The sequence below is a fragment of the Marinomonas rhodophyticola genome, assembly GCF_026113935.1.
GTDB classification, from domain to species: domain Bacteria; phylum Pseudomonadota; class Gammaproteobacteria; order Pseudomonadales; family Marinomonadaceae; genus Marinomonas; species Marinomonas rhodophyticola.
In genome coordinates this window covers 573,617-586,699 of record NZ_JAPEUL010000007.1, presented here as the reverse complement: position 1 = coordinate 586,699, position 13,083 = coordinate 573,617, and the positions used below count along the sequence as shown (strand labels likewise).

Annotated in this window: 14 protein-coding genes; 2 read left to right on the top strand and 12 right to left on the bottom strand. The window is 43.3% G+C overall.

Translation table 11 applies throughout. The annotated features are described in order from the left end of the window. Window positions 1-196 precede the first annotated feature (196 nt). The gene (locus ONZ52_RS11430) at window positions 197-1,408 is read left to right on the top strand and encodes an MFS transporter (protein WP_265218742.1); all 1,212 of its coding nucleotides are present in this window, start codon (window positions 197-199) and stop codon (window positions 1,406-1,408) included. 5 nt (window positions 1,409-1,413) lie between these two features. On the opposite strand, the gene ONZ52_RS11425 is transcribed toward ONZ52_RS11430, so the two are convergent. The 4 genes from ONZ52_RS11425 to folM form a co-directional block, all read right to left on the bottom strand. Continuing rightward, window positions 1,414-2,601 carry an MFS transporter gene (locus ONZ52_RS11425; RefSeq protein ID WP_265218741.1) on the bottom strand — a complete coding sequence of 396 codons (1,188 nt, stop codon included), beginning with the start codon at window positions 2,599-2,601 and terminating at the stop codon, window positions 1,414-1,416. Window positions 2,602-2,697: 96 nt separating this feature from the next. Further along, on the bottom strand, window positions 2,698-2,973 hold the full coding sequence (locus tag ONZ52_RS11420; RefSeq protein ID WP_111605288.1) for a hypothetical protein: 276 nt from the start codon (window positions 2,971-2,973) through the stop codon (window positions 2,698-2,700). Window positions 2,974-3,135: 162 nt separating this feature from the next. Next, window positions 3,136-3,819 (bottom strand): GTP cyclohydrolase I FolE, encoded by a 684-nt coding sequence (gene folE, locus ONZ52_RS11415; RefSeq protein ID WP_111605289.1) that lies wholly within the window; start codon window positions 3,817-3,819, stop codon window positions 3,136-3,138. Between the two features lie 72 nt (window positions 3,820-3,891). Further along, complete coding sequence (gene folM / locus ONZ52_RS11410; RefSeq protein ID WP_265218740.1) at window positions 3,892-4,614, bottom strand: dihydromonapterin reductase; 723 nt, start codon at window positions 4,612-4,614, stop codon at window positions 3,892-3,894. A 273-nt stretch (window positions 4,615-4,887) separates the two neighbouring features. On the opposite strand from folM, the gene ONZ52_RS11405 reads away from it, so the two are divergent. Then, entirely contained in the window at window positions 4,888-5,811 is a 924-nt protein-coding gene (locus ONZ52_RS11405; protein WP_265218739.1) for a dienelactone hydrolase family protein, read from the top strand. 74 nt (window positions 5,812-5,885) lie between these two features. Here the strand turns inward: ONZ52_RS11405 and ONZ52_RS11400 are convergent, their stop codons facing one another. The 8 genes from ONZ52_RS11400 to ONZ52_RS11365 all read right to left on the bottom strand — a co-directional run bounded on the left by ONZ52_RS11400 (window position 5,886) and on the right by ONZ52_RS11365 (window position 12,982). Beyond that, window positions 5,886-6,983, bottom strand: coding sequence for an MJ1255/VC2487 family glycosyltransferase (locus tag ONZ52_RS11400; RefSeq protein ID WP_265218738.1), 1,098 nt, complete (start codon window positions 6,981-6,983; stop codon window positions 5,886-5,888). After that, window positions 6,980-7,495, bottom strand: a complete 516-nt coding sequence (locus tag ONZ52_RS11395; RefSeq protein ID WP_265218736.1) for a phosphatase PAP2 family protein — start codon at window positions 7,493-7,495, stop codon at window positions 6,980-6,982. Before ONZ52_RS11395 ends, ONZ52_RS11400 begins: the two co-directional genes overlap by 4 nt. A gap of 183 nt (window positions 7,496-7,678) precedes the next feature. After that, window positions 7,679-8,599, bottom strand: a complete 921-nt coding sequence (locus ONZ52_RS11390; RefSeq protein WP_265218735.1) for a phospholipase A — start codon at window positions 8,597-8,599, stop codon at window positions 7,679-7,681. Between the two features lie 109 nt (window positions 8,600-8,708). After that, the gene (locus ONZ52_RS11385) at window positions 8,709-9,059 is read right to left on the bottom strand and encodes a 5-carboxymethyl-2-hydroxymuconate Delta-isomerase (protein WP_265218733.1); all 351 of its coding nucleotides are present in this window, start codon (window positions 9,057-9,059) and stop codon (window positions 8,709-8,711) included. A gap of 39 nt (window positions 9,060-9,098) precedes the next feature. Next, window positions 9,099-10,034, bottom strand: a complete 936-nt coding sequence (locus tag ONZ52_RS11380) for a 2-hydroxyacid dehydrogenase (RefSeq protein WP_265218732.1) — start codon at window positions 10,032-10,034, stop codon at window positions 9,099-9,101. Next, entirely contained in the window at window positions 10,031-10,444 is a 414-nt protein-coding gene (locus ONZ52_RS11375) for a VOC family protein (RefSeq protein WP_265218731.1), read from the bottom strand. Before ONZ52_RS11375 ends, ONZ52_RS11380 begins: the two co-directional genes overlap by 4 nt. A gap of 125 nt (window positions 10,445-10,569) precedes the next feature. Next, complete coding sequence (locus tag ONZ52_RS11370; RefSeq protein ID WP_265218730.1) at window positions 10,570-11,151, bottom strand: EAL domain-containing protein; 582 nt, start codon at window positions 11,149-11,151, stop codon at window positions 10,570-10,572. Then, the gene (locus ONZ52_RS11365; RefSeq protein ID WP_265218729.1) at window positions 11,144-12,982 is read right to left on the bottom strand and encodes a diguanylate cyclase domain-containing protein; all 1,839 of its coding nucleotides are present in this window, start codon (window positions 12,980-12,982) and stop codon (window positions 11,144-11,146) included. Before ONZ52_RS11365 ends, ONZ52_RS11370 begins: the two co-directional genes overlap by 8 nt. Window positions 12,983-13,083 lie beyond the last annotated feature (101 nt).

Here is a 13,083-nt window from a genome sequence, read left to right as displayed (position 1 = left end):
TGACAAAAAACCGTCGGGGGAATCGGTATTAGGAGGCTAGTTATCATCCTGACAAATAGGCCAATAATCTAACATAGTTCTCTCTATTTTTCTGGTTACGCTTAGAGCTAAACGACGATTTAGATAAAAATAATGACTATCAAGAAAGAAATAAAAATGCTTAAATTTTATTTTTACTCAAAATCGACCAAACACCATGCCGTCACTCTTTCAACACCCGAATTTTCTTCATTTCTGGATCGGCCAAATAGCCTCTTCTTTCGCCTTCCAAATGTTGAGTGTCGGTATTGGCTGGCAAATGTACGACTTAACCAACAGTCCGATGGCACTAGGCTTAGTAGGACTGTGTCAATTTCTCCCGCAATTATTATTGACCTTAGTCGTAGGGCACGTTGCAGATCGCTATAATCGAAGGCTTATCTGTGTTTGCACACGCTTAACGATGGCAATGACGGTGGCCATCCTAGCGTATGGCAATATTACAGCCACGATTTCGGCCAATATGATTTACGCCTGTGCTGCGCTTCTTGGCACCGCAAGGGCCTTCGAAATGCCTGCAAATCAAGCGATCTTACCCAACCTGATCCCAAATGTTCTGCTTTCACGTGCTGTTAGCGCCATGGCTTCAGCACGCGAGATATCCGTTATAGCGGGTCCAGCACTGGGTGGACTCATTTATCTTTTAGGACCGACTACACTGTATTTATCCAGCATGAGTTGTTTTCTCATCTCCTGCATTATCATGTTTTTCTTACGTTATAACTTTACGGTAAAAAGCAAATCCCCTATTAGTATCGAACATCTGTTTGGTGGATTAACCTTTATACGTGGCAATAAAGTCATCTTGGGATCAGTCTCATTGGATATGTTTGCTGTGCTACTGGGTGGCGCCACGGCATTGTTGCCAATCGTCGCAAAAGACATTCTTCATACAGGACCTTGGGGCTTAGGTTTACTACGCTGCGCTCCGGCTTTAGGTGCGTTATTAATGTCCGTCTATTTAGCACGCCACCCTTTGACTCATAGTGTGGGAAAAATCATGTTCGCTGCCGTCGCAATCTTTGGTGTCGCGACCATCATCTTTGGCTTATCTGAAAACCTTATTCTCTCTATGCTAGCACTGGTCCTTTTAGGCGCTTCAGACATGATCAGCGTGGTCATTCGTTCCACGTTAGTACAATTAGAAACACCTGATGATATGCGTGGGCGCGTCAGCGCAGCCAACTCTGTGTTTATTGGCAGTTCAAACCAATTAGGAGAATTCGAATCTGGTGTGACAGCGGCTTGGTTTGGCGTGGTTCCAGCCATTGTTATTGGTGGAGCCGGAACGATTGCCGTGGTTGGTCTGTGGATGTATCTGTTTCCAGATTTGCTAAAGCGCCACACCTTAGACAAAGCAAATGAGTAACCTTGCTACACTGACGATGAAAGCGAACGCTTCAAAATACTATGAAAAAGACCAAATAAAGCCAGAGCGTAAGCTAAAAAGCTGATACTCAATGACGTCAGCCCAAACTGTCCACCTATTAGCCCACTCAAAAATGGTAGCGTCATTGCCCCCAAGACAGCGGCACTCATCTGAAAACCGATGGCGTGTACTGAGTAATGTTTACCAACCCGTGCAGCTGTTTGCGAAATCATACAAGGAAAGATGGGGGCGGCACAAAATCCCATAAGCGCTAATCCCAAATAGCTAGCGTAAGGTGTCATACTGAAGGTAAAGAAGAGCGCACCGAACGCCATACCAGCCAAACAAAGACGTAATAACTGATCAACCGAAAAACGCTCAACCAAGAAACCAAAAATAGCGCGGCCAAATGCCAAAGCCCCCCAATATACCGCCACCCAAGTACCCGCGCTGGCAAGGGAAATACCACGAGACTCTGTCATCACAGTGAATGCCCATTGCCCCACTCCGACCTCTACCCCTGAGTACAGAAAGAAAAAGACAATCTGGAAGCGAATCACTGGGTGTTTTAAAGCCTGGAGTTGCGTCACAGGTACAAGAGCTTCTGAAGAAACCTCGGCTTTTTTAGGCGCATGCTTGTCACTTTCCCACAGGTGGCGACTAAACAAAAACACCAGCGTCATGGTAAATAAGATGATAGCGATCACAGCATAACCGAGACGCCAATTTTGCGAAAAACTCACTAAAACACTGGTAACAATAACCGGGCCTGCGGTCGCCCCTACGCCAAATGCGGCGTGTAACCAGTTCATATGTTTTGTAGAGAAATGCTCTGCGGCATAGGCATTTAATCCTGCGTCAATGGCACCGGACCCCATGCCAATCACCACAGAAAACAAAGCAAAAACCCAAAAAGCAGGGCTGAAATAAAACCCGCATAAACCACTGCTCACCAGCAAGCTGCTCACCACCAGCAACCAACCGACACCAAAGCGGTTCATTAGATAACCAACCGAAAAACTCGATATCAGATAACCGATACCTCCAGCGGCAATCACCAAGCCTAACCACCCCATTGGGACAGCAAAAGCCGTTCGCACAAAGGGCCAGTTAATCCCATGGGCCGCATCCGGCAATCCTAAACTGATAAATCCTAAGTAAGCAATAAACAATAACACGCCTGATGTGCGCACTAACTTATCCTTAAATTTGTTTTTGCTTATTTGAACCGATTCGTGTTTTCAATAAAATCTTTAAATTCACTTAAATTGACTTAAGATAAAGATCTGCTACTTGTACCATCGGCGCTTATCTTTCTCGATCGGTTTCCACTTCCAATTTGGGGCTTCCCCTTTCCAGAGATACACCAACAATAGAACGAAAGTCATACTGGCAACCAGCACAGCCCATTTAAGAAGCGCTTCTTTAGGATCAACGGCGAAACTGACGATGGCCACGCTAACAATATACAACACCAATACCAGCCAACCTTGCCAAGTGTTAGGTTTTCCCCACCCCCAGCCATTATCTTTCGCTGGAAACCACACTGTTTTCTTATCTGTCATGCCTTAAAGCCTCAAATGTAAAGGTTTATCCTATCTGTGCTGCGTCACTTTGCCTGAATTTATGACATAAAAAAAGAGCCTGTATTAAACAGACTCTTTTCGTTTGAGTACTTATGATGCTTTTCAGTGAATCCGGTTGCCTTAGCAGCGTATCTTGCCAACCTATCTGGCAAGGAACTCCCCACGGGTTTTATCACTGCGTTTGAACAATCCACCCAAAGCGGTGGTTTGTGTCGAAGAGCTAGCATCCATAACACCACGCGCTTTTACACAATAATGTACAGCACTGATACTGACAGCAACATTGTCGGTCTCTAGTAAAGTTTGTAACGTTACCAAAATTTGCTGAGTCAGACGTTCTTGAACTTGTGGACGCTGTGCAAAAAAGCGCACGATACGGTTGATCTTCGACAAACCGATAATCTTCGTTTTCGGCAAATAAGCGACTTTCGCCAACCCATCGATAGTAACAAAATGATGTTCACAGGTGCTGGTAAAACTAATATCACTCACCTTGACCATTTCATCCACTTGCATCTTGTTTTCAATGACGGTGATCTTGGGAAACAATGCATAATCCAGACCTGAAAAAATCTCTTTTACATACATTTTAGCAATTCGGTGTGGTGTTTCTGCCAAACTATCATCACTCAGATCTAAGCCGAGCGTTGTCACAATATCTTCAAACGAGTGTTTAATACGCTGGTATTTTTCTTCATTGGTTAAACCATTATCAATCATCGGGGTTTCTAAACCGCTATTGATAAGAGCATCACGTACTTTTATCGCCGCATCAGACAAGACGGGACGATGTAAATTGGTTTGTTCAGCTGTATTAGCTTTCATATATTTGTCCTAAGTTGCTTAACCCTGTCACATGACATGGAGGCGTTCAAAAAAGAGGTGCTATTTGGTTAATTAGACCAAATGACGTCCCCCATCAAGTGACAAGGTTCGACCTGTCATATAGCGACTGCCTAATATATACTGCACAGCCATGACGCCTTCTTGTTCTCCTGGCGCTTTGCGAAGCAGTGACTTATTCAATGCTTTATTACGGTATTCGTCATCATCGCTTTCATTAAACATCAACAATGATGGTGCAATCGCATTCACTTTTACTTTAGGCGCAAAGCGTTTAGCAAAAGAGCAAGTTAAATTAGCCAAACCCGCTTTACTCGCTGCATAGGCAATATGTTTATCACTGCCTTTCTCTACCACATAATCCGTCATATGAATGATGTCTGCTTGCCCATCTTGCTCAGAACCTGCACATAATAATGCTTCAAAGGCCAGATTTATACGATAAGGTGCAAATACATGCACTTGCCACATTTTTTCCATTAATAAGGCAGTGTCTGCACACCCTTCCTCCGGTGCCCATTCAGACGCATTGTGAATAATGCCACCTAATGCTGAGTAGCGACTGAGTATGTTCGCCACAAATTCATCAACGCCAGATGCGGTTGAAAAATCGGCTTGAATACAAGTCACCCCCTGTTCTTCTAACGCCACAATACTTTCTCGTACTTTTCGATAGGTAATAATGACGTCATATCCCTGCGCAAGTAACGCCTTCGCACAGGCTAAACCTAGACGTTGCCCGCCGCCTGTAATAATAATAGGCATTTTACGCATCATAAGTATCCGTTCCTACTGAGTTATCTTCATTAAGAAGATTGGTAAATACTATTTACTGAGTACTAAACTCTAATTACGCATACTTTTAAAAAAAGATCAATCTTCATCATCCGATTCTTTTTTTATACGTATGTCTATTGAACCATTTTTGTTTGTTCACTTCTAAAGAAGACATTAGTACAGCTATACCGTGTCTACTTTTGTAATCTAGTCCAGCAATAATCTATAACAATGTTCTGCTTAGTTTCATCAACCTGTAAGGAAGACATAGCAATGACGTTATCATCAGAAAAAAACACACCTAGGCCAATATCAAGCAACAGCATTCCGCAAGAAGCCTTTGACTGGTACGACGAATACGCCCATGGCGACATAGACCGCCGCACCTTCTTATCTCGCTTAGGGACGCTCAGTGTGACTGGGCTAACCCTTTCTGTTGTCGCTGGTGCGTTGACACCAAACTATGCGCTAGCGGAACAAGTGTCCTTTAATGATCCTGAGATCCGCGCCAGTTATGTCGAATTTGATACGCCTAATGGACACGGCAAAGGTCGCGGCTATTTAGTGATGCCCAAAAATGTCAATGCCGATAATAAAGCCCCTACTGTATTAGTAGCCCATGAAAATCGTGGTCTTAATCCTTATATCGAAGATGTGGCAAGACGCTTAGCGAAGGCTGGCTTCATTGCTTTTGCTCCTGACGCTCTGTTTCCTCTCGGTGGCTATCCTGGCAACGATGACGCGGGCCGCGAAATGCAAAAAACCTTAGATGGTAGCAAGATTGAAGGCGATTTCATGGACGCAGCCACTCTACTGAAGAAGCACGAATTTGGCACAGGTAAAGTGGGTATGGTCGGATTCTGTTACGGTGGTTATTTAACTAACACATTGGCGGCGGCCATGCCGGATACCATTCAGGCAGGTGCGCCTTATTACGGAACGCCTGCCAAGGGCAATATAGATAAAATTAAAGCCGCTTTGCAAATTCACTTCGCAGAATTAGATCAGCGAGTGAATGACACCTGGCCTGACTATGAGAAAGCGTTAAAAGCCAACAATGTAAATTACACTGCCTACGTTTACCCTAAAACAAACCATGGCTTTCATAATGATTCAACGGCTCGCTATGATGAGAAAAACGCAGAATTGGCGTGGCAACGTACCATCAGTTTCTTTGAACAAAACCTTCGCGCTTAAAGAATGAGCCAGCTTGACGGCAAACAAAAGACAGTTAAACACTGAATAAAATGGGATGAAATTACAGCCTGTCATTAGTGACAGGCTGTAACGCTTTTAACATCAATAGGTTGCGTGTCTTTATCATACTTAAAATCAATACCACGTACATTGGGTGTTTGCCGCCATAATGACTCACACAAGTCAGAAACACTAATATCATTGCTAGACTGCAACCAAGCAACGACTGCTTTGGCGACATTGGGGTAAGAGATTTGCACCACTCGACTTGTCTCTAGCCACTCTTTAATAATCTCAGAGCTTAATACATTGCTGGTCTTAGCAATGCCTAACAAATCCAACGCAATCGCATTTGAATGCTGCTCTATCTGTCCTTTTAACGGTTTCGCTAAAATGCGTCGTCCTAGCTGTAACGCCTCTGAATTCAATTCAAACCCCGCATTACACAACACAGATTCGCATTCACTTAAATTTTTTTGAAATAAGTCTCGACCAAAAGGAAAGACCTCAACGTTTCCATAAACACCAGGCTCTATATCTTTGCAGTGTAAGCGAAACTGATAATTGGGTACGCCTTCAAGCCAGTCTAAAACCGCTTCACTGTTTTCAAAGGGTAGATACACTAAAACTTGATCAGAATGCGCTCTATTCGCCATGGCTTGTGCGTGAATGAGCGGTGGTAAAATAGGATGACCAAAATGATGCCAATGGGCGCCTAACTGCGTGACGGCAGGCGCAAAATTCGACATAATCCATTGTGCAATAGCGTTCTTTTTATAACGAGGAATATCGTATTTGAAGGCATATTGATGACCAAACCCCACACAAGGAACACCCTGACGCTTAGCCGCCCAAGCCACAATGGGTTCAAAATCCGTGATCACTAAATCATAACCACGAGTATCCAAAGAACGAATGTCTCGAAACAGCGTTAAAAAATTGGCATTCCGACAGGTAGCATACAGATCTAGTTGCCCATTACGTGCCACAAAGCTAAGCCCCTGAAATGTCCGGTAATTGCCAAATACGGCCATATCAAAATAATCTTCTGGCGCGCGTCCTGAAAACACAAAATCCACCTCGATTCCAGCAGCATGCATTTCCGCTGCCATGGCTCTTGCCCGAGTGATATGACCATTCCCTGTACCTTGCACGCCGTACAGAATTTTCATACTAACACTCCTATTGCTAGCGCAGCACAAGCGCTGCCTAACAAAGCGCCAATCACCGTATCTGTAGGAAAATGCACACCCAGAAAAATACGTGATAACCCCACATTTGCCGCCCAAAAGTACAACATCATATTTAAACTAGGAAACCACTCACTCAAACAGAAAGCGATAAAAAATGCACCAGAGGTATGACCAGATGGAAAGGAAAATTGATCTGAGGGAATAATAAAGCTGCTGAAATTATCCAGAGCATCCGCTGGCCGATTGCGCTTAAAGCCTCGCTTTAGTACAAAATACACCAAACGCTCAACGACAAAACCTAAGGCTAACACGGCCACTAAAACATCGTATCCTGCCCACCAGAGCAACAATGCCCCGAGAGCGTATAACGGACCGTCAGCCGAAAACGAAATAGCTCTCCCGATGGTCGTCAGCTTCGCTCTGTGTTTACGCGCCATACACCAGGAAAACGTCTGGACATCAAATGCGTGGATATTTTGAAGTATGTTCATGCTAATCACCCTCACTGGTTTCTCTTACTTTCAACATAGACCAGTAAAATGTCCGTTCTGTGGCATTAAGATGACAACTTCATGACAGCGCCTATTTACAACCAATAGACAAAAAAATACCCCGACAAAGCGAGGTCTTTTATGTCTATTGATTATTAAAAACAATCATCATTAGGTCATACATCACAACCAATTGGTCAACATAATGCCAACACCGATCGATTGCGTCTGATGGTTATAATCCAAGAGCGATTGTCCATAACCATTAAAGTATTGGATATAACCTCTGGATTTGCCCCACAAAGGAAACGTGAAACCCACTTGTAACGCGCCTCTGTTATCAGAGGATTTAAGGTTATTCCTCAACATAACATCAATACTATAATCGTCAATCACATGGATAATATTGAGTTCACCGTAGCCATAATAGTTTTCTATGTTGGGATTGTCGTCAATGTCAGCACTTTCCGGAATTCGATACCAAGGCTTAATCGAAAATGCCGTATCGCCTGTTTCAAATAAAAAGTCCACATAAAAACGATTCCACGAACGAGAGAGATCACCCGATTGACCGTTCGACTGATGATTGAAACCGTATGAAATATAGCTAGGCTTGATGCCTAAAAAGCCATGCTTGGGCTTGGTAACAATAAAAGCTTCAGGCTCATGATTGGTGTCCCGAAAAGGCGCTGAAATATGGCTATTGTAAGCTTGCCAATAGGCTTGTTGTGTATATGCAAACCATAAACTGGTATCGCGTCCTACCACGTCATAAACGACAGGAAACTTCACACTGAGTTGAAACTTAAATTCCACACTCTCCAAACTCTCGTCCGTCTCATCTCCTAAAAAAGAACGATCATTGGGATTCGAAGTATAGGCAAAGGGCAAAAAATAATTTGGCCGATGTGGCGTTAAAACAAACGGATTATTCAAGGTTGCTGTTTCTCTGTTTTCACGCTGCTGAAAAAGACCATTTGCTTCTCGCGCGCGTTGAGAAATAGATTCAGGTACCGCAGGCTCTTCTGGGGAATAAGGCACATCCCCCTCACTCGCCCCTTCTACAACACTGCCGTCCGATGGAATAATGGACCTATTATCCATCTCCTGAGCATCTGCTTGAGTCCCAAAGTAAACTTGGTAGAAGCATCATTGAACACACAATGGCTTTCATTATCTTTAAAACCTTTTTTAGCGATCAGACTCGCCATAGTTATTGGGACAGAACAACCTTTTTTGCGTAGGTATCGCGTTCCATTTCACACACTTCAACGGAAAAGCTAACATCTTTTAATGAAAATTGTGTTAACGCTTCAAGAACCAAATGGGAAAGTTGTTTGCGTTGTTCCAACGTCCGACCTGATAACATTCTTAATATGACGTGAATGAAGGCATCTTCTTGTCCAGCCGTCAAAAAACTCTTATACGGAACACTGCGTAATTTTATGTTTTCTGCTGTAAAAAGCGTCGATGCAATACAGGCGGCTTTTACAGCCTCGAGCAGGTCGACAGGCGGCACTTCTTGTTCTAAATTTTGACTGTACTCAAGAATACAATGTGGCATAAAGGCTCCTATTTAGATTTATTTTAACCACCCTGCTAACTAATATCCACGCATTGGATCTACCGCGGATGGAATGCAATCGGTTAAACGATAGTGCTGTATATTGGAAGCCACTATCTGACTGGCACTAACAGGATGAGTCGGTGCTGATATGTGTGGCAGTACAGTGACGGATTTATGTCCCCAGTAAGAGTGCTCTAAAGGCAATGGTTCTTGCATAAAAACATCTAAAACCGCATGGGATAAATGCCCTTGATCAAGCAGAGTGAGCAAAGCCTTATCATCAACAATGGCACCACGAGCAAAGTTAATAATGCTCGCCCCTACAGGTAAACTGGATAAGCGTTTTTGATTCAATAAACCTTTGGTCAGTGTTGTCAGAGGCAACAAGCAGATCAGTATATCCGTTTGCTGCAACAAATGGATTAGCCCCGCCTCACCAGAAAAACATTCGATTCCTTCAATTTGCTTCGGCTGGCGACTCCAGCCTCGCACAGTAAAGCCATTCTGAACCAGACGCAGTGCACTCATTCGCCCTAATTCTCCCAGACCAAGAACCCCCAAACGACGATTTTTTGCCTCCACCATAGGACGCGGGCACCAAAGACCTTCGCTTTGCTGCTTTGCGTAGGCTGGCATATCTCGATGAAGGAACAATGTCCAAGCCAATACCGCTTCCGACATTGTTTTTGACAGCGTAGGATCGACCAAGCGCACAATAGAAAATGTTGGAGAGACCTGCTCATTGATCATGCGCTCAACCCCCGCCCAAACACTGTGAACCCATTTTAAAGAAGGAAGAGCCAGCAAATCATCAGGGTTAGGATTGGCAACAATCGCAACGTCACACTGCTGCTTTTGTTCTAATGTTAAGGCTGAAAATGGCAGAATCACCTCATCAGGCATAGCCGCTGAAAGTTGATTAATCCACACGGCCTGCTCGGCTGAGTCAATACGACTGACAAACGGGATCATTTGTCGTATACCTGAGCCAAGTCTTTAAATCCTTTCAACTCAATCGCGTTGCCACTTGGATCTTTAAAAAACATGGTCCACTGCTCACCTGGCAAACCTTCAAAACGAACGCTGGGTGCCAGATCAAATGCGACATTGCTTTCTGTGAGACGTTTGGCGAGTTTTTGCCACTCATCTAATGGCAGAATCAAACCAAAATGCGGCATAGGAACAAGATGATCTCCTACTTTCCCAGTATTCGTTGTTGGGCTGGGTTCACCCAGATGCAGCGATAACTGATGACCATAAAAATCAAAATCTACCCAAGTGTCTGTGCTACGGCCTTCTGTACAACCTAAAACTTGCGTGTAAAAAGAACGCGTTTCTTCCAAAGAAGTGACGTGAAAGGCGTAATGAAATAAAGCTGACATAGGTACTCCTAACAACAAGATATGAGGTTAGAAAATACAGCACACACAGCAAAAGTAAACACGAAGCGTTACTGCCGCTTCATATATTTAGCATTAAGGCAAAAAATGCGTCTCTTTTGCCATTGTCATGAGAGTGGAGGTTTGGGTAAATCATGAACAAACGCAGCAATGAATTCACTTGGTGGCAAAGGATGACCAAAATAGTACCCTTGATAAAAAAAGCAATGAATCTCACGTAACCTGTCATAGTGTGGCAAGGTTTCCACTCCTTCAGCAAGCACGCTAATATTCAGCGCTTTCGCCATGGCAATCACAGCGTGAACAATGGCTTCATCGCTTTTATCCGTCAGCAAATCACGTACAAAGGATTGATCTATTTTTAATCGATCAATGGGTAAAGATTTTAAATATTTAAGAGACGAGTAACCCGTTCCAAAATCATCAATCGAAAGATGAACACCGAGCGCTTTGATCGCATTCATTTTCTCCAAACAAGAAGACAAATCGTTCAACAACATGTTCTCAGTAATTTCAAGATCCACACAGCTGGCTGGTACATCGTGCTTTTCTAGCTGAGCTTTTAGCATTGGCAAAAAGCCTGCCTGTTGGAATTGAATTGGACTGACATTAATCGACATTCGCCAAGACAGCTGCCATTTTCCCTCTTTCAACCAAGTCGCGACTTGGGATAATGCCTCATTAAGCACCCAATGGCCTATTTCGACAATGAGTGCCTATCTCTTCGGCCACCGGAATAAACTCAGCAGGGGAAATAAAGCCTTTTTTCTCATCTTTCCAACGTATCAACGCTTCGGCACCAATCAACTCATTCTTATCATTGGTTTGAGGCTGATAATATAAATCAAACAACTTAAATTCTGTCGCATGATGTAGGGCTTTTTCCATGTCAAGCCGCGCATCTGAAATCGCCTGCATTTCAGGTTTGTACAAAGCAAATGTGTTACGCCCAGATTCTTTTGCCCGATATAAAGCCGTATCCGCTTGCTTTAAAATCACCTCAGCCGAGCCTTCGTTGCCATCAAAAATAGTGGCGCCCAGACTGGCCGTAATATGCACCTCATGATGACCCGCTTTTTTAACCTGCTGACACGCGTACATCACACTATCAGCAAAGCCATTTATGGCTTTTTCTACTTGCTCTTTATCATCGCCAATCTTATTCAGTAAAAAAGCAAACTCATCTCCCCCCATCCGAGCAAAAACAATATTGTCTTCTTTCAAGAATGAAAGTTGAGCAGCAACACAACACAGCAATTGATCACCAACATTATGCCCCAAAGAGTCATTAATCGTTTTGAAACGATCTAAATCCATGAACACCACAGCCGAATAGTTCACACTCGATTGTTGACGTTGTAGCACTTCATGAAGTTTATCGGCTAAATATTGACGGTTGGGCAAATTCGTAATCGGATCATAATAAGCGAGATGGTGAATATGTGCTTCAGTTTCTTTGCGTTCGGAAACATCACGAATAAGCAGTAAAGTTTCGACCTGATTTTGTATCTTATACTTTGCCAGACGTATTTCGACAGGCAGTTCAACATGTTGTATCTGGTAAAACGTTTCAATTGTAATAGGCGTGTTCACTTTCAAGGACATCAAAATCTCAACAAATGGTGCCCAAGAAGCAGACGTATGCAATGACTCTAGCGACTGAGAATGTAAATCCGCACTTTTACGTTTGAGCATATACTCTGCAGCAGTGTTCACTAGGGTAATGTTATTGTTCTCATCCAACAGCAAAATACCATCCGCAGCGTGTTCAATCATAGCCTTGGTATGACTATTGCTGCGTTCTAAATCACTCAGAGCCATACTTAATTTGCTCCACAAACGCGCAAAGGTGGCATGCAGATGGCCCAGCTCATCGGATCTATGATGACGATAAAATGCCTTAGACAAAGGTAACTTCTGGTTATGTTCAAGCGCCGTTAATGACTCAGTTAAGCGCATTAAAGGATGTGTCACCAAAAAATAGAAAAACAATGAAATGAAAGAAGCTAATAGTACGTCTTTAAACAAATTGTAAATAAGTGTCGACAGGTGTTCTTGAAATATTTTAGCAAGCAAGTAGCGTTTTTCAGGCAATACTACTAAATGTCCAGCTTGAAAAATCGGTTTTTCTAGACGTAACTTTCGCGAGTACGCCTGTAAATCAGATAAAAAATAATCCGCTATGCTGTGAGATATTGAAAAATGACGCTCTGCTGCTGTCGCGCCTACAAATAATTCTCCAAGCTCGTCTCTGACTTCTACATGGGCAATAGAAGGGGTCAACAGCAAGCTATTTATTTGCTGCTGAGCAAAATCAACATCCAATCGAAACACAGCTTCTGCTAATGGCTTTTCAACCACAGCAAGCAGCTCATCAAAATTCTGATCAATCTGCGTCTTCTGGTGTCGAATTCCCTCAAGAAACTGAATACCGCTGCTTAGCAAGCTCAGAACGATGGCTAAGGCTAACGTTAAAATTGCTTGTTTTATAAATAATGATCTAGAAAGAACAACACCCATTATCACTCACTTAGCTTTCTATGCGTCACGACCATCGCATAACAATATTCACACAAAGACACTTGCACTTAGTATGCACATTACCAAGATTGCTAGATTAT

Excerpts from the sequence above, each read along its gene's own strand:
- ONZ52_RS11430 (WP_265218742.1), top strand. The coding sequence starts at position 197 with ATGCCGTCACTCTTTCAACACCCGAATTTTCTTCATTTCTGGATCGGC.
- ONZ52_RS11420 (WP_111605288.1), bottom strand. The coding sequence starts at position 2,973 with ATGACAGATAAGAAAACAGTGTGGTTTCCAGCGAAAGATAATGGCTGG.
- folE (WP_111605289.1), bottom strand. The coding sequence starts at position 3,819 with ATGAAAGCTAATACAGCTGAACAAACCAATTTACATCGTCCCGTCTTG.
- folM (WP_265218740.1), bottom strand. The coding sequence starts at position 4,614 with ATGATGCGTAAAATGCCTATTATTATTACAGGCGGCGGGCAACGTCTA.
- ONZ52_RS11405 (WP_265218739.1), top strand. The coding sequence starts at position 4,888 with ATGACGTTATCATCAGAAAAAAACACACCTAGGCCAATATCAAGCAAC.
- ONZ52_RS11400 (WP_265218738.1), bottom strand. The coding sequence starts at position 6,983 with ATGAAAATTCTGTACGGCGTGCAAGGTACAGGGAATGGTCATATCACT.
- ONZ52_RS11395 (WP_265218736.1), bottom strand. The coding sequence starts at position 7,495 with ATGAACATACTTCAAAATATCCACGCATTTGATGTCCAGACGTTTTCC.
- ONZ52_RS11390 (WP_265218735.1), bottom strand. The coding sequence starts at position 8,599 with ATGGATAATAGGTCCATTATTCCATCGGACGGCAGTGTTGTAGAAGGG.
- ONZ52_RS11385 (WP_265218733.1), bottom strand. The coding sequence starts at position 9,059 with ATGCCACATTGTATTCTTGAGTACAGTCAAAATTTAGAACAAGAAGTG.
- ONZ52_RS11380 (WP_265218732.1), bottom strand. The coding sequence starts at position 10,034 with ATGATCCCGTTTGTCAGTCGTATTGACTCAGCCGAGCAGGCCGTGTGG.
- ONZ52_RS11375 (WP_265218731.1), bottom strand. The coding sequence starts at position 10,444 with ATGTCAGCTTTATTTCATTACGCCTTTCACGTCACTTCTTTGGAAGAA.
- ONZ52_RS11365 (WP_265218729.1), bottom strand. The coding sequence starts at position 12,982 with ATGGGTGTTGTTCTTTCTAGATCATTATTTATAAAACAAGCAATTTTA.